Annotated in this window: 18 protein-coding genes and 1 tRNA gene; 8 read left to right on the top strand and 11 right to left on the bottom strand. The window is 66.9% G+C overall.

Translation table 11 applies throughout. The features are described 5' to 3' along the window. The 4 genes from ybgF to NF681_12045 all read left to right on the top strand — a co-directional run bounded on the left by ybgF (nucleotide 1) and on the right by NF681_12045 (nucleotide 2737). Nucleotides 1-759, top strand: coding sequence for a tol-pal system protein YbgF (ybgF, locus tag NF681_12060; protein UST53071.1), 759 nt, complete (start codon nucleotides 1-3; stop codon nucleotides 757-759). A 13-nt stretch (nucleotides 760-772) separates the two neighbouring features. Continuing rightward, complete coding sequence (locus NF681_12055; protein ID UST53070.1) at nucleotides 773-1624, top strand: tRNA threonylcarbamoyladenosine dehydratase; 852 nt, start codon at nucleotides 773-775, stop codon at nucleotides 1622-1624. Between the two features lie 68 nt (nucleotides 1625-1692). Further along, a tRNA-Lys gene (locus NF681_12050) sits at nucleotides 1693-1768 on the top strand. A gap of 795 nt (nucleotides 1769-2563) precedes the next feature. Then, nucleotides 2564-2737: a hypothetical protein gene (locus tag NF681_12045; protein ID UST53069.1), complete on the top strand. Its 174-nt coding sequence runs from the start codon at nucleotides 2564-2566 to the stop codon at nucleotides 2735-2737. Nucleotides 2738-2882: 145 nt separating this feature from the next. Here NF681_12045 and NF681_12040 read toward each other — a convergent pair whose 3' ends face one another. From NF681_12040 to NF681_11990, 11 genes are all read right to left on the bottom strand, one after another. Further along, nucleotides 2883-3917 carry a glycosyltransferase family 4 protein gene (locus NF681_12040; GenBank protein ID UST53068.1) on the bottom strand — a complete coding sequence of 345 codons (1035 nt, stop codon included), beginning with the start codon at nucleotides 3915-3917 and terminating at the stop codon, nucleotides 2883-2885. Between the two features lie 1684 nt (nucleotides 3918-5601). Then, complete coding sequence (locus tag NF681_12035) at nucleotides 5602-5835, bottom strand: hypothetical protein (GenBank protein ID UST53067.1); 234 nt, start codon at nucleotides 5833-5835, stop codon at nucleotides 5602-5604. 84 nt (nucleotides 5836-5919) lie between these two features. After that, nucleotides 5920-6459 (bottom strand): hypothetical protein, encoded by a 540-nt coding sequence (locus NF681_12030; GenBank protein UST53066.1) that lies wholly within the window; start codon nucleotides 6457-6459, stop codon nucleotides 5920-5922. A gap of 50 nt (nucleotides 6460-6509) precedes the next feature. Next, nucleotides 6510-8564: an ATP-binding cassette domain-containing protein gene (locus NF681_12025; GenBank protein UST53065.1), complete on the bottom strand. Its 2055-nt coding sequence runs from the start codon at nucleotides 8562-8564 to the stop codon at nucleotides 6510-6512. A 354-nt stretch (nucleotides 8565-8918) separates the two neighbouring features. Then, nucleotides 8919-9812, bottom strand: coding sequence for a 50S ribosomal protein L3 N(5)-glutamine methyltransferase (gene prmB, locus NF681_12020; GenBank protein ID UST53064.1), 894 nt, complete (start codon nucleotides 9810-9812; stop codon nucleotides 8919-8921). Further along, entirely contained in the window at nucleotides 9809-10996 is a 1188-nt protein-coding gene (dapE, locus tag NF681_12015) for a succinyl-diaminopimelate desuccinylase (protein UST53063.1), read from the bottom strand. The genes prmB and dapE overlap by 4 nt, the downstream gene beginning before the upstream one ends. Before the next feature lie 55 nt (nucleotides 10997-11051). Then, a complete protein-coding gene (locus NF681_12010) occupies nucleotides 11052-12212 on the bottom strand; it encodes a PilT/PilU family type 4a pilus ATPase (protein ID UST53062.1) in 1161 nt (386 codons plus the stop codon). A 61-nt stretch (nucleotides 12213-12273) separates the two neighbouring features. Further along, nucleotides 12274-13098, bottom strand: a complete 825-nt coding sequence (gene dapD, locus NF681_12005; protein ID UST53061.1) for a 2,3,4,5-tetrahydropyridine-2,6-dicarboxylate N-succinyltransferase — start codon at nucleotides 13096-13098, stop codon at nucleotides 12274-12276. A gap of 83 nt (nucleotides 13099-13181) precedes the next feature. Further along, nucleotides 13182-14420 carry a succinyldiaminopimelate transaminase gene (gene dapC / locus NF681_12000; protein ID UST53060.1) on the bottom strand — a complete coding sequence of 413 codons (1239 nt, stop codon included), beginning with the start codon at nucleotides 14418-14420 and terminating at the stop codon, nucleotides 13182-13184. 48 nt (nucleotides 14421-14468) lie between these two features. Further along, nucleotides 14469-15749: an amidohydrolase family protein gene (locus NF681_11995; GenBank protein ID UST53059.1), complete on the bottom strand. Its 1281-nt coding sequence runs from the start codon at nucleotides 15747-15749 to the stop codon at nucleotides 14469-14471. A 102-nt stretch (nucleotides 15750-15851) separates the two neighbouring features. Beyond that, nucleotides 15852-16766 (bottom strand): LysR substrate-binding domain-containing protein, encoded by a 915-nt coding sequence (locus tag NF681_11990; GenBank protein ID UST53058.1) that lies wholly within the window; start codon nucleotides 16764-16766, stop codon nucleotides 15852-15854. A 130-nt stretch (nucleotides 16767-16896) separates the two neighbouring features. Between NF681_11990 and NF681_11985 the strand changes: the two genes are divergently transcribed. The 4 genes from NF681_11985 (at nucleotide 16897) to NF681_11970 (ending at nucleotide 22005) form a co-directional block, all read left to right on the top strand. Next, nucleotides 16897-18303, top strand: a complete 1407-nt coding sequence (locus NF681_11985; GenBank protein ID UST53057.1) for a DUF1446 domain-containing protein — start codon at nucleotides 16897-16899, stop codon at nucleotides 18301-18303. Further along, complete coding sequence (locus tag NF681_11980; protein UST53056.1) at nucleotides 18300-18695, top strand: hypothetical protein; 396 nt, start codon at nucleotides 18300-18302, stop codon at nucleotides 18693-18695. Before NF681_11985 ends, NF681_11980 begins: the two co-directional genes overlap by 4 nt. A 56-nt stretch (nucleotides 18696-18751) precedes the next feature. Further along, a complete protein-coding gene (locus NF681_11975) occupies nucleotides 18752-19729 on the top strand; it encodes a tripartite tricarboxylate transporter substrate binding protein (GenBank protein ID UST53055.1) in 978 nt (325 codons plus the stop codon). A 188-nt stretch (nucleotides 19730-19917) separates the two neighbouring features. After that, on the top strand, nucleotides 19918-22005 hold the full coding sequence (locus tag NF681_11970; GenBank protein UST55753.1) for an alpha/beta hydrolase domain-containing protein: 2088 nt from the start codon (nucleotides 19918-19920) through the stop codon (nucleotides 22003-22005). The last annotated feature ends 56 nt before the right edge of the window (nucleotides 22006-22061 follow it).

Below are 22061 nucleotides of genomic sequence, written 5' to 3'. Positions count from 1 at the left end.
ATGTACGGCAGTTCCCTCAGCCGCCTGAAGCGCGGGGCGCTTGCCGCCGCGCTGTGCTGTGCCTCGCTGGGCGCGAACGCCGCGCTGTTCGAGGACGACGAGGCGCGCCGCGCCATCCTCGACCTGCGCCAGCGCGTCGAGGCGCAGCGGGTCCAGACCGAGCAGCGTCTGACCGACGAGAACGCGCAGTTGCGACGCAGCCTTCTCGACCTGCAGACGCAGATCGAGGCGATGCGAGGCGACATGGCGCGCATGACCGGTCAGAACGAGCAGCTCACGCGTTCGGTGTCCGAAGTGCAGCAACGCCAGACCGACGTCGACGAACGTCTGCGCAAGACCGAACCGTCGAAGATCACGGTCGACGGCCGCGAATTCACCGCGGATCCGCGAGAGAAGGCCGAGTTCGATGCGGCCCTGGGCGTGTTCCGTTCCGGTCAGTTCGCCCAGGCCCAGACCGCCTTCGCCGATTTCGTGAAGCGCTATCCCCAGAGCGGCTACAACGCATCCGCCCTGTTCTGGCTGGGCAATGCCCAGTACGCCACGCGCAATTACAACGAGGCGATCGCCAATTTCCGCTCGATGCTGTCGTTGGCGCCGGATCACGCCAAGGCGCCCGAAGCCGTCCTGTCGATCGCCAATTGCCAGATCGAACTGAAGGACATGCGTGCGGCCCGCCGGACGCTGGAAGACCTGACCAAGGCCTACCCGCAGTCCGAGGCGGCCCAGGCCGGCCGCGAGCGCCTGTCGCGGCTCAAGTGAGCATGAGCCCGGCATGAGTGTCCTGGCTGGCAAGGAGCGCGTGGACAGGCCGACGGTGACGGTGGTGCAGCCGGCCGATGCCTCGACCGGGCCGACCGCGCGTCGCTTCGGCGGACTCGAACGTCTCTACGGCGTCACGGGCGCAGCCGCCATCCGAAGGGCCCATGTCATGGTGGTGGGCATCGGCGGAGTGGGATCGTGGAGCGTCGAGGCGTTGGCGCGCTGCGGTGTGGAGCGTCTGACGCTCGTCGATCTCGACCACATCGCCGAGTCCAACATCAATCGCCAGATCCATGCGTTGGAATCCACGCTCGGGCAATCCAAGGTCGAAGCGATGCGAGCGCGCATCGGTGGCATCAACCCGGCGTGCCGTGTGTTCGCGATCGACGATTTCGTGGACGAGGAGAACTGGTCGACGTTGCGGCGCACGGCCGAGGAGGCGCTCGGTCCGATCGACGGCGTGATCGATGCATGCGATCAATTGAAAGCCAAGCTCGCGATGAGCCGGTGGGCGCGCGAGTCCCGGGTGCCGGCTTTCATCACCGTCGGCGCGGCGGGTGGTAAGCGGCACGCCCACCGGGTGGAGATCGAGGACATCTCCGTGGCGACGCACGATCCGCTGCTGGCTCAATTGCGCCAACGCCTGCGCAAACTGCATGGCGCACCCCGGGATGGCAAGAAGATGCAGGTGGCCTGCGTCTTCAGTCGCGAAAGCGTCGCGGCACCCGACACGTCCTGTGCCGTCGAGGGAGACGGTACCCTCAACTGCAGTGGCTACGGTTCGGTCGTCAGCGTGACGGCGACGTTTGGACAATGTGCTGCCGGATGGGTGATCGAGCGGATTGCGTCCAAGAACACGCTATAATCGCAGGCTTCGCCGCACTCCAGTTCGGCAGCACCAAGTTAGTTGGATGACCTCTCGGGGTGATTCACGGGACGTTAGCTCAGTTGGTAGAGCAGCGGACTTTTAATCCGTTTGTCGTGGGTTCGACCCCCGCACGTCCCACCAAACATCCCCAGTAAAATCAGGGGCCCAGATTTTCTTGTACGGTTGTAATCGCAAAGCTTTCCGGTATCGATTTTGGATTGTTTGAATGCAAGGTAGGTTACGCAGTAACAAGGCTGCTTGCTTTCTTGATAGGGGCGATAAAGACGATGACCATTTCGGGTGCCCGCGGTCTCAGAACTTCCACTATTCATCAATTGAGCTTCGACCAGCGAGTGCCACGCCCCTTAGTTCGCTCGCTTGCCTCGAAAATTCAAGCTATTGTTTACTCTTTGTAATGCAGGAGATGCCATGGCTCTTGCTTGCATTAGTTTTCTGCTGTCGATGCAGCGATTTGACGGGCTGGATACAACCGGCTGAATGGGCAGCGCAGAAGTAGGCCTTGCGACAGGGCGGGTGAAATCGCCGACGATAGAGGCCATGACATTCCTCTCCAGCAGTCACGCATGGCCTTGCGCACGCAATGCGATGCGAAATGAGGTCGTCCGCAATCGATAAGATACCTCGCGGTGAATGACTGTCGCTCCAGCGTTCAGTGCTTAATTAACTCAATACTCCGGCATCGGGATAATGCATGCGCTCTGGCAATGCGCACGTGTCGACGACGTTTTCAGTCACCCACGATGGTCGCTGGTAAGCGACCGCTGCATCGCATCGTGATCTACCATCGACTCAGCCAGCTCAATCGGCTCGATCTCGAACTTCTTTTAGTCCGATAATTTGGACATTTTGTGGTCTGAAAACTCTGTACAGCGCAAAAATCCGAATTTTTGCCGCATGCGAGATCGAGTTCGGTTCATGGTTGATGTGATACGACTGGATTCGATTGCTTTTAACTTCCATGATGAGCAGTTGAAAAATATTGCTGCAAATCCATCTCAATTAGAAGCAGTTCCGGCGTCTACGGCAAGGTCGTCACTGGGTGCAATGATTTTAGAAATTAAATTTTTGGCTTTGAAACTGGATTTTTGAAGATTTACCGATCGCCGGATCGTAAGCCCGGTGAAATTGTAAATCTCAATGTCGTTGCGCATCAGGTCAGTTTAATGCGACATGTCGCCGTACTCCTAAGCGAAATTTCCGTTGTATCTGGCTATCTCCGCATGTTTTGAATAGCTCAGCGCGCTGCGTCCTGAATTGCTGCTTCATAATCTCCAATGACGGCATCCGGATGGAAAGGTCTGAGGTGACCAGGCGCTGCGTCCAAAAAACGATACTGCATCTCTGGTGACATGAGCAATTCGACGATGGCGTCGGCCAGCGCCGCAGGATCTTCTGGTTTTACAAGAAGTCCGCATGGTCCGACGGACTCCGGCAGACCACCTTGCCGACTCGCGATCACAAGACAACCGCATGCTATCGACTCGATCGGCACCAAAGGAAGAGCTTCTGGCGGTTCCGGCCTGGACGGTAAAACCACCACCACATGTCGGCGCATGACATCGCCTAGCTGCTTTCCCTTGACAATACCCAGCCATTCGACTTGGTCGGACATTCCAAGTTGGATGACACGCGCTTCCAGCGTCGAGCGCTCGTCGCCATCGCCGGCAATCGACAGACGAAAGCGTTTGCCACGTTGCTTGAGCAAATACAACGCTTCTATCAGTATGTCGAGACCCTTCGCGCGTACGACACGTCCTACGAACAGCAGTTCACCATCCCTGGCTGCAATGTTTGAAGCAGGCCCACTGTAAAACGCTGTGTTGTCATAGGGATTACGCATTATTCGAGAACTCTTCAATGTCACACCGCGAAGATATTCCGAAACGGCGTAAACATGCGCCCGAGCAAGACTTGCCATTTTGAGATGATCACGCCACGTGCGCTCACCACTCGGCCGACTGATGGGAGTATGGTTGACGACTATCCAAGGTCGTTTAACTAATCCAAGTTTCAAAGGCCATGCCAAACCAATGCTCACGTTTGATTGGACAACGGCGTCTGACCATCGCAATGCAGCGAGAAGTTTCAATGCCGAGGGGCGACGCAACACATGCTTTTCCGACTCAGGGCTGTTCGGTGCCGTCAGCGTGTGAGTTACGACAGTCACTTCATGGCCACGCGCACGGAATCCGTTGACAAGCAGTTTGCTGACAGTTTCGATGCCTCCGACGCCTGGTGAGAAAGCATAAGAAAGTAAAACAATTTTCATTTTAAAATAATTAGGATCTATAAATATTTCAATGCGTGTGAGACGGCATTGGTGTGGAAATCTAAGATTTTTTCAACGCACTGCCCAACGTCATGACAATGACCCGTTGCAAATGTTATGGATTCTCGAGATAATGACCATTATTTTTTGATCAGTGAATCCGAGAAACTATTTTCTTGAATTTTTCTATCAATGGCATTTGATTGGTTTTTGAGAGAGTACAAGTTATACCGTCTGAACGATAAAAATTCATCGCTCTGTAGTTGCGGACAGCGAGCCGAAAAATTACTTTTAACCCGGATACCGATCGCCTAGAACCCTCGTTAGGATGTGGGAAATAATGTGATCGGTTGCCGCTGCCAGCGTACATTGAAGTGTTTTGTTGACTTGTATTCCAACAAGCAAACACCGGAATTTCAATGAGGGATCGTGCAGCATGTAGTTTGCACTGAATAATCCCGCTTTTGACATTGACTGGGTTAAGTTCCATCGTGTTGCACTGAAAAAAATCGTTAGAAGCACAAGCCAAAGTATTTTGAATTGGATGCAAAGAAGGCTCGGTGTCGGCAGGACTAGGAGCATGTCGCACACGATCGCGTACGGTGTGTTCCTCCCAAGTTCCCTTGGGACAGGTGGCGTTTTAATCTTTCCTCCATCGTCACATGTAAGGTGGTCGGCATTGATGAAGATGCATTGGTAGATCATCGTTCTTGAGGGTTCTGTCAACGGCCTTGCTTCTTGACCCGAACGCAGAATGCCCATTCTCGCGATTTTCATGCCCCGATTGCCCTTGTTGAAGAGGACTGTAGATGACTTTGGTTTGATCAGCGTGCGGCCGTTTGGTGGTGCGCCACCAAGTCAGCAGCGGAGTTGCGCATTTTGCGTCTCGCGCTGCGTGCTTGGTGGCAAAGCCGCCAGTTGCCCAGTGGCCCGGGCATGCGCATCAGCGGGCCCATTTGGGTTGGTACCGAAGCAATGTGCATCACGGTACAGGACGCCCTGTAGGCGACAGACCACTGAAACCTGCCAGCCTGCCTGCGCGCTACGCCATCGAGCGGTTGCGGATGCGCGGGTCAAGCCATGTCGTGCGCGTCACGTTCTTCCAGCTTCAGGCAATCAGAAGTCAACCGACTGCATGACGTTCTTGCACTTCGTCGCGTCGTGCTTGTGCCCCGGTGCCGGAATGGCGATGACGCAAGTTCGTGGCCGTCCAACACGGTAGTTGAAATAAAGTCGGCGCAGACTTTGCTTCCATTCGCCGCCTCAGCCCCATCTGGGCTCACGTCACACCGGCTTGGTTTGGTGAGCGATCGTGATCCGAGAGGCCGCGCAACCGCACGGTTACCGCAAGATCGCTTGTGCACCGCACATGACATGCGGTACTTTCCTGCGGGATTGAAGACGATTCGCCAGCCATGTGCATCGCTTGTCGGTTTGTCTGGGAGCATCGATCGGGTTGAAGGTCGGATCCAGCCAGCCCACGTACCTCAGCGTCAGACCAATGGCTGCCCCAAGCCCGACTTCCGGCGTGGCCGCGTCATCCATTGGGCTGAGCAGCGTCAATGCTAATTGACAAAAACCCGGAGCGAAAAAGCCTGGGTTAGGCGCAGCATGCTACCAAGGCGTCTCTGGGAGAATTCCTAAAGCCATCAAGTTCTAGCGCGAGTCCTGTCAATCCTGTGATTCAAGCCGAGAAATCGTCAATGTTTGCAACGGCGGCGATGCCGGAACCGGTGAGGGACGTCACGATGCCGATCGCACTGGCCCGCAGCAGTTCCTGCTTGATGGCATGTTGGAGCTGAAAACGCGCCGAATTCGGCTGGTCGTGGTCGTACTCCTCGTCGAGCTCACAGTGGAGGTAATAGTCGACATGGGCCATGAGGCGGTCGATCGATGCGGCAAGCTCTGTGTTGTTCATCGGATGTCTCTGCTGTTGAGCTTGATAAATATTCCGTCGCTGCCATTGCGATGGATTGGATTCACAACTTGTCGCAACAGCGTATCACGGGTTCAGTTTCCGTTCAGTTCCCTTGGTGTCAGCCGACGGGGATTTCGGAGCCGCCAGCAGATGCTGGGCGGCCACGGCGACCTTGACGCAGTCCTTGATGTGATGCTCGCCCAACGCCCGCAAGGCGGCGTAGCCGAGCATGGCCGAGACGGCCTGGCCGGCGAAGGGCACGTATTTCGTGGCCTGCTTGGCGGTCAGACGCAGCCCGGCGTGCCTGGCCAGGGCGATGAGCAGGTCGCGCGTCACCATGCGCCCGACGAGCAGGGCACCGACCGTGCCGATGGCCTGCTGGATACGCTCCTGCCAATGGGGTGACAAGCGATCGATCTGAATCGGCGACAGACCGAACTCGGCGCTGATCTGCGGCACCAGCCGCGACAGCAGCGCGGCGTCTGCCGCCCAGTCGATGCCGGGCAGCGGCACGGCGCTGGCGGCCGCCGCGAGCATCGCCTTGCGACCGATGAGGCGGCGGCTGCGCCGGATCGCTTCGATCAGGCGGGCATCGCCTTGGGCGAGTTCGATGGCGGAGGGCATGCGGTGTGGCTTGTGGAGGTGGGGGGAGCGGACCGACCGACGATGCCGGATCAGGCGGTGAGCGTCTCGAGCTGGTCGGAGAGTGCGAGCCAGCGTTCCTCGAGCCCTTCGATCTCGCCGGCGAGCGCCTTGAGTCGCTTGCCGGTCTCTGCGATCTCGGCGGCGGGCAGGCGCTCTGCGAGGCGCTGTTCCAGCACCGCCTTTTCCTTGCCGATGGCCGAGAGCCGCTCGTCGATGCGTGCGATCTCGCGCTTGAGCGGTTTTTCCTGCTCGGCGCGTTGCTGGCGCTCCTGGGCGTCGACCCGGCGCTGGTCGCGCCCGGCACCCGCGTTCGCCGTCGACTCGCCGCGCTCGACCGGGACGGCCTTGGCGGGCGTGGAAGCCGAAGCAATCACCACCGGGACCGCCACGGGGGGCGAGGCATCGGTGGCGGATTTTCTCACGACCTCCTTCGCCTCCTCGCGCTGGCGCTTGGCCTCGTCGAGCAGATAGCGCTGGTAGTCGTCGAGGTCGCCGTCGAAATCGGTCACCGCGCCACGCCCGACCATCCAGAACTCGTCGCAGACCGACCGCAGGAGCGCCCGGTCGTGGCTCACCAGCATCAGCGTGCCCTCGAACTCGTTCAGCGCCATGGCCAGGGCCTCGCGCGTGGCGAGGTCGAGGTGGTTGGTGGGCTCGTCGAGCAGCAGGAGGTTGGGGCGCTGCCAGACCATCATGGCCAGCACCAGGCGCGCCTTCTCGCCGCCGCTCATGGTGCCCACGGCCTGCTTGACCATGTCGCCGTTGAAATTGAAGCTGCCCAGGAAGCCGCGCAACGCCTGCTCGCCGGTCGGCTCCTTGGCCGCCGCGCCCAGTTCGCGCGCCATGCGCACCATGTGCTCGAGCGGCGTGTCCTGCGGGCGCAGCACGTCGAGTTCCTGCTGTGCAAAGTAGCCGATGTTCAGGCCCTTCCCTTCGGTCACGGTGCCGGCGATGGCGCCCATCTCGCGCGCGATCGTCTTCACCAGGGTCGACTTGCCCTGGCCGTTGGCGCCCAGGATGCCGATGCGCTGGCCGGCCAGCACCGAGCGGTTGACGCCGCGCAGGATGGTGCGCGGCTCGGCGTCCTCGACCTGGTAGCCGAAGCTCGCGTTGCTGATCGACAGCATCGGGTTAGGGATGTGGCCCGGCTCCTTGAACTCGAAGGTGAAGTCGGCCTCGGCCAGCAGCGGCGCGACCTTCTCCATGCGTTCGAGGGCCTTCACCCGGCTCTGGGCCTGCTTGGCCTTGCTGGCCTTGGCTTTGAACCGGTCGATGAACTTCTGCAGGTGGGCGATCTTCTCCTGCTGCTTGCCGAAGGCGGCCTGCTGTTGTTCCATGTGCAAGGCCCGCATCTCCTCGAACTTGCTGTAGTTGCCGCCGTAACGCGTGAGCTGGGCGTTGACGATGTGCAGCGTGACGGTGGTCACCGCGTCGAGGAACTCGCGATCGTGGCTGATGACGATCATCGTGCCGGCGTAGCGCTGCAGCCACGCCTCGAGCCAGACCAGGGCGTCGAGGTCCAGGTGGTTGGTGGGTTCGTCGAGCAGCAGCAGGTCGCTCGGGCACATCAGCGCGCGGGCGAGCTGCAGGCGCATGCGCCAACCGCCGGAAAAACTGTTGACCGGCAGGTCGAGTTCGTGGATCTTGAAGCCCAGCCCGAGGATCAGCGCCTGCGCGCGCGGCACGGCATCGTGCTCGCCGGCATCGGCGAGGTCGGTGTAGGCGTGGGCCAGCGCCATGCCGATGTCGCCATCCTCGGGATCGGCTTCATAGGCGGCCTCGGTGACGGCCAGCGCCTCGCGCAGTTCGACCAGCCGCGTGTCGCCACCGACCACGAAATCGGTCGCCGATTCGCTGGTCTCCGGCATGTTCTGCGCCACCTGCGCCATGCGCCATTGCCGGGGCAGGGAGAAGTCGCCCCCGTCCTCGTGCAACGTGCCGTTGAGCAGGGCGAAGAGCGTCGACTTGCCAGCGCCATTGCGCCCGACCAGCCCGACGCGTTCGCCGGGGTTGAGGGTGACGGTGGCACCGTCGAGCAGGACTTTGGCGCTCCGGCGCAGGACGACGTTCTTCAGATGGATCATGGCGGGACGAATAGAGACTCAGGGCCGGGGTCGCGGCCGGGAACGGGACGGTCCGCGGATGGCGGACCGGCGGAAGAAAGGCATTCCGGACATCGCCGTCGCGGCGGACCGGCGACCGTAAACAGGGCTTGCACGAGGCGTCCGACCGTGACGACGCAGCGCGGGGCCGTCACGGAGGCCTGCCGATGGCGGCCGGCGGGGGTGGCCATTGTAGTTGGGACGGCCGGCGAACCCTGCTCCGGCCGGGGCCATGCCGGGTCGTGGGCAGGGTCGCTCACCGCCGGACCGCGACCTCCTCGACCTCCTCGACCCCGTCGCGCTGGTGCGCGTCCCGGGGTCCGGGGCCCGCGGCGGTCAGCCTGCGGTCCGCGCCACGAGGGCGTCGCGCGTGACCAGCAGGACCTGGTCCTCGCCGGCCGAGGTCTCGAGCCAGAACACCTCCAGCGTCGGAAAGGCGGCCTCGAAGTGCGCGCGCTCGTTGCCGATCTCCAGCACCAGCACGCCGCCGGGCGCCATGTGCGCCGGCGCGTCGCGCAGCAGGCCACGCACGAAGTCCATGCCGTCGGCGCCGCCGGCCAGGGCGAGTTCGGGCTCCGCGAGGTATTCCGCCGGCAGCGCGGCCATGCTGCGCGCGTTCACGTAGGGCGGATTGCACAGCACGAGGTCGTAGGGACCACGCACGGCGGCCAGGCCATCGGAGGCGAGCAGCGTGATCCGTGCGTCGAGGCCGTGGCGCGTGACGTTGATCGCGGCCACCTCCAGCGCGGTGAGCGAGAGGTCGGCCGCATCGACGCACACGTCCGGGTACGTCAGGGCCGCCAGCACGGCGAGGCTGCCATTGCCGGTGCACAGGTCCAGCACGCGCCGGGTGTGCTCGCCCAGCCAATAATCGACGGTGCCTTCGGCCAGCACCTCGGCGATGAAGCTGCGCGGCACGATGGCGCGTTCGTCGATGTAGAACGACACGCCCTGCAGCCAAGCTTCCCGGGTCAGGTAGGCGGCGGGCTGGCGGGTCTCGATGCGGCGCGCGACGAGGTCCTCCACCCGCCGCGCGTCGGCCGGCGACACCCCCCGCGCGGCCACGGCGTCGAGGTCGTGCAGCGGCAGACCCAGGCGCCACAGCACCAGCCACGCGGCTTCGTCGAAGGCGTTGGCGGTGCCGTGGCCGAACGCCACGCCGGCCGCGTCGAGCCGCGTGGCGGCGGCGTCGACGAGTCCGATGACGGTGTCGGGGTGGGTATCGGTCACGGCCGGGCCTTCGGCTGCAGCGCCGCCAGGCCTTCGAGCGTGCGGCGGTAGATGTTCTTCAGCGGCTCGATGTCGACCACGGCGATGTGCTCGTCGATCTTGTGGATGCTCGCGTTCACCGGGCCGAGTTCGATCACCTGGGCGCAGATGCGGGCGATGAAACGGGCGTCGCTGGTGCCGCCGCTCGTGGAGCGTTCGGTCTCGATGCCGGTCTCCTCGCGGATCGCCCGCTCGACGGTCGTCACCAGTTCGCCGGGCTCGGTCAGGAAGGGCAGGCCACCGATGGTCCAGGCCAGCGTGTGGTCGACGCCGTGCGCGGCCAGCACCGATTCGACGCGCCGCTGCAGCGACTGCGGGGTCGACTCGGTCGAGAAGCGGAAATTGAAGTCGATCACGGCGTCCCCGGGGATCACGTTGCTCGCGCCGGTGCCGGCGTGGAAGTTGCTGACCTGCCAGCTCGTCGGCTGGAAGTGCGCATTGCCGGCATCCCACTCGCCCGCCGCGTCGATCGCGACGAGTTCGGCCAGTGCCGGGGCTACGGCGTGCACCGGATTCCTCGCCAGGTGCGGGTAGGCGATGTGGCCCTGCAGGCCATGGACGGTCAGCCGGCCGCTCATGGTGCCGCGCCGGCCGTACTTGATCATGTCGCCGCAGCGTTCGACCGAGGTCGGCTCGCCGACGATGCAGTAGTCGATCGCCTCGCCGCGCGCGGCGAGCGCCTCGCACACGACGACCGTGCCGTCGGTGGCGGGGCCTTCCTCGTCGCTGGTCAGCAGCAGCGCCAGGTTCAGACAGGGTCGTGGATCGGCGGCCAGGAACTCCTCGATGGCGACCACGAAGGCCGCCAGCGAGGTTTTCATGTCGCAGGCGCCGCGCCCGTGGAGTCGGCCATCGCGGTGCGTGGGCGCGAACGGATGGCTGGTCCACTGCTCGATCGGACCGGTCGGCACGACGTCGGTGTGACCGGCGAAGGCGACGGTGCGGGGCGAGACGACGTCCGCCGCCGCCGGGCGCATGGCCCACAGGTTCATGACCCGAGCACCGGCGGGCCCGCTCTCGAGGGTCTCCAGCTGGAAGCCCAGCGGTGCGAGCCGTGCGCCGATCAGGCGCTGGCAGCCGGCGTCGTCGGGCGTGAGGGAGGGCAGCGAGATGAGCTGCTCGGCGAGTTGGAGGGTGCGGGACATGGGCGGCGGGTCGAGGCGGGTCGGGAGGCGTGGGAGCGAATTCGGATCGGGCACGTCAGAAACGCACGTCGAGCGTGATCTCGGTGAACGAGGGCTCGTCGTCGAGCCGGTTCTGGTGCTGCTCGCGCGCCTCGTCGGCGTTCGGCGCGGAGGGCGATTCGCGGTTCTGCAGCCGCCAGGTGAGGTTGATCGGCGAGTCGGCGTGGGCGAGGCCTTCCTCGCGCGCCACGAGCCCGGCGTCGATCAGGCGCGCGATGTCCTCCTCGAAGGTCTGCGAGCCCTCGGCCATCGACTGCGCCATGGCTTCCTTGATGGCGGTGAAGTCGCCGACCTCGATCATCTCGGCGACGAGCGCCGTGTTGAGCATGACCTCGACGGCCGGGATCCGGCTGCCGCGCGGCGTGCGCAGCAGGCGCTGCGCGACGATGGCGCGCAGCGCGCCGGCCAGGTCGCCCAGCAGGGTGCCGCGCACCTCGGCCGGGTAGAAGCTCAGGATGCGGCCGAGCGCGCGGTAGGCGTTGTTGGCGTGCAGCGTGGCCACGCACAGGTGGCCCGACTGTGCATAGGCGATGGCCGCGCTCATGGTCTCGCGGTCGCGGATCTCGCCGATCTGGATGACGTCGGGCGCCTGTCGCAGCGCGTTCTTCAGGGCGATGCGCAGCGATTGCGTGTCGCTGCCCACGTCGCGCTGGTTGACCACGGACTTCTTGTTGGTGAAGGTGAACTCGATCGGTTCCTCCACCGTCAGGATGTGGCCGGTGGCGTTCGCGTTGCGGTGGTCGAGCATCGAGGCCAGCGTGGTCGACTTGCCCGCGCCGGTGGACCCCACCATGAGGATGAGTCCACGCTTCTCCATGATCAGCGTCTTGAGGACGTCGGGCAGCAGCAGCGCGTCGAGCGAGGGAATGGTGGCCGCGATGTGGCGCACCACCACCGCGTAGCAGCCGCGCTGGCGCATGCCGCTGATGCGGAAATTGCCGGCGTCCTCGATCTGCACGGCCATGTTGAGTTCACCGGTCGACTCGAGCTCGGCGATGCGGCTCTCGTGGACCACCTCGGCCAGCAGGTTCAGCGGCGCCTCGGGCGGCAGCAACTGCGAATTCACCGGCACGCACACGCCGTTGATGCGCATGAGCACCGGCGCGCGCGGCGACAGGTAGAGGTCGGAGGCCTGGCGGTCGGCCATCAGCCGCAGGAACCGTTCCATCGTCTTCATGAGCACGTTCCGGGGTGGGTGGACGGTTCGCGGGAGCGGCGCAGGCGCTGCGGCGATCGGCTCAATCGCGCAGCAGGTCGTTCAGGCTGGTCGTCGAACGCGTCTTGGCGTCGACCTTCTTCACGATGATCGCGGCGTACAGGCTGTAGCGGCCGTTGTCCTTGGGCAGGCTGCCGCTGACGACCACGGAGCCGGCGGGCACGCGGCCGTAGGTCGTCTCGCCGGTCGCGCGGTCGTAGATCGGGGTGCTCTGGCCGATGTACACGCCCATCGACAGCACCGAGTTCTCCTCGACCACCACGCCCTCGACCACTTCGGAGCGCGCGCCGATGAAGCAGTTGTCCTCGATGATGGTCGGGCCCGCCTGGAGCGGCTCCAGCACGCCGCCGATGCCCACGCCGCCCGAGAGGTGCACGTTCGCGCCGATCTGGGCGCACGAGCCGACGGTGGCCCACGTGTCGACCATCGTTCCCTCGCCGACGTAGGCGCCGATGTTCACGTACGACGGCATCAGGATGGCGCCCCGGGCGATGTAGCTGCCCCGGCGCGCGACCGCCGGCGGCACGATGCGCACGCCGGCTTCCTTGAGTTCGGCGGCCGACAGGTGGGAGAACTTGGTCTGCACCTTGTCGTAGAAGCCCAGCGCGCCGGCCTGGATCTGCTCGTTGTCCTTCAGACGGAACGACAGCAGCACAGCCTTCTTGATCCACTGATGCACCGTCCACTGCCCCACGGACTCGCGCGTGGCGACGCGCAGATGGCCGTTGTTGAGTTCGGAGATCACGTGCTCGACGGCCTCGCGCACCTCGGCCGGGGCCTGGGCGGGGGAGAGGTTGGCACGGTCGTCCCATGCGGCGTCGATGGTCTGCTGGAGTTGCTGGGTCATTGGAAGGCTCGGAAGAGGAGGAAACGGAATCGGGGGAAGTCGAGGAAAGGACGAGGAAACGGCGCGGAGATCGATGCCGGGCCTCAGCGTCGCACGAAGTCCACGATGCGGCGGGCGGCCTCGACGCATTCGTCGGTGCCGGCGACCAGCGCCATGCGGATGCGGCCACGGCCCGGGTTGGGCGCCGGTGGCGCGGCCACCGAGGCCACGGCGGGCGGCTCGGCGCCGCTGCCGGCATCGCGGGCGAGGAAGCTGCCGGGCAGCACCGTCACATTGTATTGAGCGTAGAGCGCGCGGGCGAAGCCGGCGTCGTCGCCGTGCCAGGACGCCGGCACGCCGGCCCACAGGTAGAAGCCCGCGTCGGGCAGGCGCACGTCGAGCACCGCCTCGAGCAGCGGCGTCACGGCCGCGAACTTGGCGCGGTAGAGCGCGCGGTTCTCCACCACGTGGGACTCGTCGCTCCAGGCCGCGATGCTCGCCGCGGCCACCGCGCCGCCCATGGCGCTGCCGTGGTAGGTGCGGTAGAGCAGAAAGGCCTTGATGAGCGCGGCGTCGCCGGCGACGAAACCGCTGCGCAGCCCGGGTACGTTGCTGCGCTTGGACAGCGAGGTCAGCGCGATCAGGTTGCGGAAGTCGTGGCGTCCCAGCCGTTGCGCCGCTTCCAGGCCGCCCAGTGGCGGCACGTCGCGGAAATAGATCTCGCTGTAGCACTCGTCGGAGGCGATCACGAAGCCGTGGCGGTCCGACAGCGCGAACAGCTTCTGCCATTCCTCCAGCGGCATCACGGCACCGGTCGGATTGCCGGGCGAGCAGACGAAGACCAGTTGCGCGCGGGACCAGACCGCATCGGGCACGCTGTCCCAGTCGACCGCGAAGTTGCGCTCGGGCATGCTGGGCACGTAGTGCGTCTCGGCGCCGGCGAGCAGGGCCGCGCCCTCGTAGATCTGATAGAACGGATTGGGCGACACCACGATCGGCCGGCGGCTCGCGTCGACCACCGTCTGCGCCAGCGCGAACAGCGCCTCCCGCGAGCCGTTGACCGGCAGCACCTGGGTCGCCGGGTCGAGCGAGAGCCGGTAGCGCTTCTGCAGCCAGGCCGTGAACGACTGGCGCAGCTTCAGGTCGCCGGCCGTGGCCGGGTAGGCGGCCAGGGCGTCGAGTCCGCCGGCCAGGGCGTCGCGGATGAAGACCGGCGTGGGGTGCTTGGGCTCGCCGATGCCCAGGCTGATGGGGCGGTAATCGGCGTTGGGCACGACGCCCGCGAAGAGTTGGCGCAGCCGCTCGAAGGGGTAGGGCTGCAGCTTGGCGAGCAGGGGATTCATGGGACGGGATTATCGGCGGGTCGTCGGGGCCCTGCGGGCGGTCCGGACTCAGCGCGCCGGCGTGTGCCAGTCGACCCGGGCCGGGCGGTCTGCGAGGTGCAGCCGTGCGGTGGCCGGCGGCGTCTCGGCCAGCAGCACGCCACGGCGGAACACCGCGAGACGCGTGGCGCGCAACCGGATCGCCTCGACCGGATCGCGCGCCTGCAGCAGCACGAAGCTGGCGTCGCAGCCGACGTCCAGCCCGTAGCGCGGCAGGTGCATGATCGCCGCCGCGTTCGTCGTCACGGCCTCGAAGCAGCGCCGGATGCCGGCTTGGCTGGTCATCTGCGCCACGTGCAGGCCCATGTGCGCGACCTCCAGCATGTCGCCCGAACCCATGCCGTACCACGGGTCCATCACGCAGTCGTGGCCGAACGCGACCGTCACGCCCGCGGCCATCAGCTCCGGCACGCGCGTCATGCCGCGGCGCTTGGGGTAGGTGTCGTGGCGCCCCTGCAGGGTGATGTTGATGAGCGGGTTGGCGATCACGGCGACGCCGCTCTCGGCGATCAGCGGCAGCAGCTTGCTCACGTAGTAGTTGTCCATCGAATGCATCGACGTGCAGTGCGAGCCGGTCACGCGGCCCTGCAGGCCCAGGCGCTGCGATTCGGCCGCCAGCGTCTCGATGTGGCGCGAGAGCGGGTCGTCGGACTCGTCGCAGTGCATGTCCACCAGCAGCCCGCGCGCGGCGGCGACCTCGCACAGCCGCCGCACGCTGTCGGCGCCGTCGGCCATCGTGCGTTCGAAGTGCGGAATGCCGCCGACCACGTCGACCCCGAGGTCGAGCGCGCGTTCCAGGTTGGCCAGGCCGCCCGGCGAACGCAGGACGCCGTCCTGCGGGAACGCCACCAGCTGCAGGTCCAGGTAGGGGGCGACGCGCCGCTTCACCTCCAGCAGTGCCTCGACCGCCAGCAGGCTCGGGTCGCTGGTGTCGACGTGCGTTCGCACCGCCAGCAGGCCCTTGGCCACGGCCCAGTCGCAGTAGGCCAGCGCGCGTCCGATCAGCGCCTCCTGCTTCAGGAGCGGTTTGAGCTCGCCCCACAGCGCGATGCCCTCGAGCAGGGTGCCGCTCTCGTTGACGCGCGGCAGGCCGTGGCTGAGCGTGGCGTCCATGTGGAAGTGCGGATCGACGAAGTGCGGCGCGACGAGCTGCCCGGCGGCGTCGAGCGTGTGCAGCGCCGGGGCGTCCAGGCCGGGCGCGACCTCGACGATCAGGCCGTCGCGCACGGCGATCGACATGCCGGTGCGCCCGTCGGGCAGGGTGGCGTCGCGGACGAGGAGCTGGAGCATGGCGGGCGTTCTTTCGGCGCAAGAAGACGGAAGAGGGCGGTAAGGGCGGTAAGGGCGGCGGTCTCGGCGTCGATTATGTTGACGACCGGGATGCCTTGCGGATCAGTCCAGCTTGAGGTCGCCCAGGCGCCGCACGATCAGGTCGTGCAGCGTCTGGGCGGCCACCGAGAGGCCGCCCTCGCGACGGCGCACCAGGTAGACATTGCGCCGCAGTCCCGGCACCGGCAGGGGCCGCGTGACCAGCGCGTCGCGCCGGAAGTGGAACAGCGTCAGCGCCGGCACCACGCTGATGCCCAGGCCGGCCTCGACCAGCCCCATCACCGTGGCCAGGTGCTCGACCTCGAACACCGCGTTCAGACGCAGCGGTTGCAGCGCCGCGTCGAGCGACTGGCGCACGCTGCTGTGGCGCGCCATCTGGATGAAGGGCCACGGCGCGAGCTTGCGGGCGGTGAGCGGGGATTCGGTGGCCAGCGGATGGTCGGCGCGGCACACGAGGTGGAAGCCGTCGCTGCACAGCCGGCGCCCGATCAGGTCGACCTCCGCGACCGTGCCCGCGCCCGAGGACGCCAGCGCGAAGTCGGCGCGGCCGTTGCGCACGTGGGCGATGCAGGCGTCGGACAGCGCGTCGTCGAGCTCCAGCGCGATGCCGGGCCAGGCCGCCATGAACTCCGCGAAGACCGCCGGCAGCCAGCCCGCCGCCAGCGAGGGCAGGGCCGCCACGCGCACGCGGCCCTTGCGCCGCTCGACGTGATCGGCCAGGCCGGCCAGGGCCTCGCCCATGTCGTCGAGCAGGCGGCGCGCGGACGATTCGAACAGCCGTCCCTCGGGCGTGAGCGCGACGCTGCGCGTGTCGCGGTCGAACAGCCGCGCGCCGAGCGTGTCCTCCAGCGCCTTGATGAGGGCGCTGAAGGCCGGCTGCGACAGGTGGCAGGACCGCGCCGCGCGCGTGAAGTTGCGCTGCGCGGCCAACGCCAGGAAGGCGCGGAGCTGCCGCGTGGAAAGGTCGGGAGCGGTCATGTGGCGATCCGGAAAACGGATGAATCGATCCGAATTTTCGATTTTACGGATGGCCGGGCGACTCCTACAGTGGCCGCTCCCGAGAACGACGAGAACGACGACAACGAAGAAACGAAGGAGACGAGGGACCATGAACGAACCCGCCCCGACACCCCCGGCGCCGCTGCTGATCGGCTGTGCCGCCGGTTTCTCCGGCGACCGCACCGACGCCGCCGGACCGGTGGTCGAGACGCTGATCGCGCGGCTCGGCGCGATGGCGTCGACCACGCCGCCGGCCGCGCCGCGTGCGTTCCTGATCTTCGAGACCCTGGCGGAGCGCACGCTCGCGCTGGCGCAGCTGCGGCGCCGCGCCGATCCCGAGGCGGGCTACGAACCCCTGCTCGACCCCATGCTGCGGCCGGTGCTCGCGCGCTGCCTGGCGCACGGCATCGGCATCGTGAGCAACTTCGGCGCGGCCAATCCGCGCGCCGCGGCACGCCGCATCCAGCGCATGGCGCGCGAACTGGGGCTGCCGGCGCCGCGCGTGGCGGTGGTGGAGGGCGACGACCTGTCGGCGCCGGGCTTCCGTGCGCTGCTGCGCGAGCAGGTCGGCGCCGCGATGGACGGCCTGCGCATCGTCAGCGCCAACGCCTACATCGGCGCCGAGCCGATCGCCCGGGCGATCGACGCCGGCGCGCAGATCGTGGTGTGCGGGCGCGTGGCGGACCCGTCGCTGGCGGTCGGCCCGGCGATGTCGCACTTCGGCTGGCGCGCCGACGACTGGGAGCGTCTCGGCCGCGCCACGATGGCCGGTCACCTGCTCGAATGCGGCGCGCAGGTCTGCGGCGGCTACTTCGCCGACCCGGGCTTCAAGGACGTGCCGGGCCTCGGCCACGTGGGCTTCCCGATCGCCGAAATCGACGCCGAGGGTCGCTGCACCATCGGCAAGGCCGACGCCACCGGCGGCTTCGTGACCGAGGCGACGGTCAAGGAGCAGCTGATCTACGAGGTGCACGATCCGGCGGCCTACCTCACGCCGGACGTGGTGGCCGACATCGCCGAGGCGTCGGTGCACCGCGTGGGCGCCGATCGCGTGGCGCTCGCCGGCGTGCGCGGGCACCCGCGGCCCACCCATTACAAGGTCAACGTCTGCCACGAGGGCGGCTGGCTGGCCGAGGGCGAGATCTCCTATGCCGGCGCGCGCGCCGAGGCCCGTGCCCGCCTGGCGGCCGAGGTGCTGCGCGAGCGCCTGCCCGCGCTCGACCTGCGGGTCGACCTGATCGGCGCCATCAGCATCCTGGGCGACGACGCCGGGCGGGCGCTGGCCGCCAGGCCCGACGGCGGCGCGCGCGACGTGCGCCTGCGCGTCGCCGCCACGCACGACGAGCGCGCCGTGGCCGAGACCCTGGGACGCGAGGTGATGGCGCTCTACACCTGCGGTCCCGCCGGCGGCGGGGGCGTGCGCAGCACGCTCACGCCACGCCTGAACACGATCTCCTGCCTGCTGCCGCGCGATGCGGTGCCGGTGCGCTTCGAGATGATGGAGGAGGCCGCATGAACCCCACCCGTCCAGACGCGGCCGCGAACGCGGACGACGTCACCGTCTCCCTCGACCGCGCGGCCCACGGGCGCACCGGCGACAAGGGCGACCGCTCCAACATCAGCGTGATCGCCTGGCATCCCGACCTGTGGCCGCTCCTGCTCGAACAGGTCACCCCCGAGGCCGTGGCCGCGCAGTTCCGCCACCGCGCGCCCAGCCGCGTGCAGCGCTTCGTCATGCCGGGGCTGCAGGCGATGAACTTCGTGCTCGACACCGTGCTCGACGGCGGCGTGAACGACGCGCTCAACCTCGATGCGCACGGCAAGTCGCTGTCGTTCCTGCTGCTGGACATGCCGCTGCGGGTGCCCGCGCGCCTGCGGCACCGGCTGGTCGGCCCCGACGAGGGCTGACGCGCCCGGTGCTTCCTTCTTCCCGTCCATAAAACCTCATCCAGGAGACAAGACCCATGAACCCGTTCCGTCCGATCGCCCTCGCGGCCGCCGCCCTGAGCGTCGTCGCGCTGAGTCCCCTCGCCGCGCAGGCGCAGGACTTCCCCACCAAATCCATCACCTTCGTCGTGCCCTTCGCCGCCGGCACCGCCACCGACCAGATCGCCCGTGCGCTGGGCAACGGCGTCACCGGCGAGAGCAAGCAGGCCGTGATCATCGACAACCGGGCCGGCGCCAGCGGCTTCATCGCGTCGCAGTTCGTGGCCAAGGCGCCGCCGGACGGCTACACCGTGCTCGTCACCACCAACACCACGCACGCGGCCAACGAGCACCTCTACAAGAAGATGCCCTACGACCCGGTGAAGGACTTCGCGCCCGTCGCCGCGCTGGGCAAGGGCGGCCAGATCATGGTGGTGCGTCCGGACTTCGCCGCCAAGTCGGTGGCCGAGTTCGTCGCGCTGGCGAAGAAGGACCCTGGCAAGTACAGCTTCGGCAGCGGCAGTTCGTCGAGCCGCATGGCCGGCGAGCTGCTCCAGCAGATGGCCGACGTCAAGCTCCTGCACGTGCCCTACAAGAGCAACACCCTGGCCGTGACCGACCTGCTCGGCGGCCAGATCGACATGATGATCACCGACACCGCGACCGGCCTGCCGCAGGTCAAGGCCGGCAAGCTGCGCGCGATCGGCGTGTCGAGCGCGGCGCGCTCACCGCTCGCGCCCGACGTGCCCACCATCGCCGAGGCCGGCGTCAAGGGCTACGAGATGGGCTACTGGTTCGCCGCCTACGTCCCGGCGAAGACGCCGCCGGCGGTCGTCAAGCGGCTCAACGAGCTGCTGGTGAAGGCCGCCCGCAGCGAGGCGGCGAAGACCGCTTTCTACGAACCGACCGGCACCGAGGTCTTCACGACCTCGCCGGAGGACCTGGCGAAGTTCCAGGCCGGCGAGTCGCAGAAATGGGGTCGCATCGTGAAGGCCGCCGGCATCGAGGCGGAATGAACGTCGGCTCGCCGCGCGGCCGATGGCGCGGCTCGAAGCACACGAGACACATCAAAGGAGACGACGACATGCAACGCAACCAAGGACTTTCCACGTCCCGCCGCCGGGTCCGCGCGGGCCTGACCGTGGGGCTCGCCGCGCTGGTGCTGGCCGCCTGCGGCGGCAGCGACGACGACGGCAGCGCCGCCATGGCGCCGCCGGCGACCACGCCGACGACACCGGCCACGCCCGCGACCCCGGTCGCCGCCAAGCCGCAGCTCACGCTGGCCATCACCTCGACCGTCGACTACCCCGGCAGCTTCGGCGCCGTCGGCGCCTACGAACAGGTCACGGGCACGATCTCCGGCGAGGTCGACCCGAAGGACGCGAGGAACGCGATCATCCAGGACCTCGAACTGGCCCCGGTGAACGCGCGCGGCATGGTCGAGTACAGCGCCGACTTCACGATGCTCAAGCCCAAGGACATGAGCAAGGCGAGCGGCGTCCTGCGCTACGACGCGCCCAACCGCGGCAACATCCTCACGGCGCCCAACCTGGCGGCCAACCCGGGCGACGCGGTCTACTTCGAGCGCGGCTTCGTCTGGCTGTTCTCGGCCTGGCAGGGCGACGTGCCCAAGAGTTCGCCGCAGCGCCTCACGGCCACGGTGCCGGTCGCGAAGAACAGGGACGGCAGCTCGATCACCGGCCCCTACACCGCCGAGCTGCTGACCGCCGTCGCGGCGCCCGCGCTCGCGCTGCCCGGCGGCGTGTTCAACGGCAGCATGATCCCGTACGCCCCCGCCAGCCTCGACAACACCCAGAACGGCTACCTGCTGACCCGCCGCGTCAACGAGGCCGATCCGCGCATCCCCATTCCGGCATCGGACTGGAAATTCGCCAGCTGCAACGCGAGCGACAAGCCGTTTCCCGGCACGGCCGATCCGGCCACGGTCTGCCTGAAGGGCGGCTTCCAGCCCGACACGCTCTACGAGGTCAGCTATGTCGCCAAGGACCCGCGCGTCATGGGCGTGGGCTTGGCGGCGCTGCGCGACACGGTGGATTTCTTCCGCCACGCCACCGCCGACGCCGCCGGCCGGCCCAACCCGCTGGCCGGCCGCATCAAGGCCACGATCGGGCAGGGCACCTCGCAGTCGGGCAACGCGCTCAAGACCTTCCTGCACCTGGGCTTCAACCAGTCGCTCGTCGGCGGCAAGGTGTTCGACGGCCTGTACACGCACGTCGCGGCGCGCCAGACCAACATCAACACCCGCTTCGCCGTGCCGGGCGGCGGTGGCGGCGTGCGCACCGACCACCGCGCCTTCGGCCAGACCGCGCCGCGCGGCCTGGCGGCCGACTACCGCGACGACGTGGCCGGCCGCACCGGCGGCGTGATGGCGCGCTGCCAGGCCACGACCACCTGCCCGAAGTACTTCCTGGGCCTGTCGGGGACCGAGTTCTGGCAGCTGCAGGGCTCGCCGGTGCTGACCGACGCCTGGGGCTTCCGCGACCTGGTGCAGCCCGACAACGCCCGGGTCTACTACTACGCCGCCACCCAGCACGGCGGCGGCACGGGCGGACTGGAGACCGGCATCGCCTACGCGCCGGCGAGCGCGGTCTATCCGCGCGGCAACACGGTCGATTTCGCCGACACCTTCCGGGCGCTGTTCGTGCAGCTCACCGACTGGGTCACGACCGACAAGGCGCCGTCGCCCAGCCAGGTGCCACGGCTGGCCGACGGCTCGCTGGTGCGTCCCGAGCAGCTGCGCTTCCCGGCCATGAAGGGCGTGAGCTTCCCGCGCGCGAACGGCGTGGCGCTGCCCGACTTCGCCTACCGCGGTCTCTACAACGAGTTCGCCCTGCTGGACTTCGGTCCGCTCTACCGTCCGCAGGACGAGTCGGGCATCCCGACCCTGCTGCCGCCGGCGAACCTGGGGCGCAGCTATGCCATCCTGGTGCCGAACGTCGATGCCCGTACCGGACTGCCCACGGCGGGCATCCGCAACGTCGACGTGCAGGCGCCGATCGGAACGAGCATCGAGTTCAACTACGTCGCCACACCGGGGATCACCGACCTGGTCAACCTGACCGGCGCCTACATCCCGTTCCACACGACCGAAGCCGCGCGCCTGGCGGCGGGCGACGCGCGTCCCTCGCTGGAGGCGCTCTACGGCAACCAGGCCGGCTACGTGGCGGCGGTGACGACGGCGGCGAACGCGCTGGTCGACCAGGGCTTCCTGCTGCGCGGCGACGCCGATCGCCGCATCGCCCGGGCGAAGGCGACGGTCGTGTTGCCCTGATCCCCTGTCGCCGCGCGACGGATCGGCCCTCGGATGGCTCCTCCGGCTCGGGCCGT

This window comes from Comamonadaceae bacterium OTU4NAUVB1 (genome assembly GCA_024372625.1).
Lineage (GTDB): Bacteria > Pseudomonadota > Gammaproteobacteria > Burkholderiales > Burkholderiaceae_C > Variovorax.
The sequence above is the reverse complement of the archived record's forward strand: the minus strand, read 5'-3'. Positions and strand labels throughout refer to the sequence as shown.

Coding starts and splice junctions, on each gene's coding strand:
- ybgF (UST53071.1), top strand. CDS start 1: ATGTACGGCAGTTCCCTCAGCCGCCTGAAGCGCGGGGCGCTTGCCGCC.
- NF681_11990 (UST53058.1), bottom strand. CDS start 16,766: ATGACCGCTCCCGACCTTTCCACGCGGCAGCTCCGCGCCTTCCTGGCG.
- NF681_12025 (UST53065.1), bottom strand. CDS start 8,564: ATGATCCATCTGAAGAACGTCGTCCTGCGCCGGAGCGCCAAAGTCCTG.
- NF681_11975 (UST53055.1), top strand. CDS start 18,752: ATGAACCCGTTCCGTCCGATCGCCCTCGCGGCCGCCGCCCTGAGCGTC.
- dapC (UST53060.1), bottom strand. CDS start 14,420: ATGAATCCCCTGCTCGCCAAGCTGCAGCCCTACCCCTTCGAGCGGCTG.
- NF681_12045 (UST53069.1), top strand. CDS start 2,564: ATGGTTGATGTGATACGACTGGATTCGATTGCTTTTAACTTCCATGAT.
- NF681_11980 (UST53056.1), top strand. CDS start 18,300: ATGAACCCCACCCGTCCAGACGCGGCCGCGAACGCGGACGACGTCACC.
- NF681_12055 (UST53070.1), top strand. CDS start 773: ATGAGTGTCCTGGCTGGCAAGGAGCGCGTGGACAGGCCGACGGTGACG.
- NF681_12035 (UST53067.1), bottom strand. CDS start 5,835: ATGAACAACACAGAGCTTGCCGCATCGATCGACCGCCTCATGGCCCAT.
- NF681_11970 (UST55753.1), top strand. CDS start 19,918: ATGGCGCCGCCGGCGACCACGCCGACGACACCGGCCACGCCCGCGACC.
- NF681_11985 (UST53057.1), top strand. CDS start 16,897: ATGAACGAACCCGCCCCGACACCCCCGGCGCCGCTGCTGATCGGCTGT.
- NF681_11995 (UST53059.1), bottom strand. CDS start 15,749: ATGCTCCAGCTCCTCGTCCGCGACGCCACCCTGCCCGACGGGCGCACC.
- NF681_12010 (UST53062.1), bottom strand. CDS start 12,212: ATGAAGACGATGGAACGGTTCCTGCGGCTGATGGCCGACCGCCAGGCC.
- dapE (UST53063.1), bottom strand. CDS start 10,996: ATGTCCCGCACCCTCCAACTCGCCGAGCAGCTCATCTCGCTGCCCTCC.
- NF681_12040 (UST53068.1), bottom strand. CDS start 3,917: ATGAAAATTGTTTTACTTTCTTATGCTTTCTCACCAGGCGTCGGAGGC.
- dapD (UST53061.1), bottom strand. CDS start 13,098: ATGACCCAGCAACTCCAGCAGACCATCGACGCCGCATGGGACGACCGT.
- NF681_12030 (UST53066.1), bottom strand. CDS start 6,459: ATGCCCTCCGCCATCGAACTCGCCCAAGGCGATGCCCGCCTGATCGAA.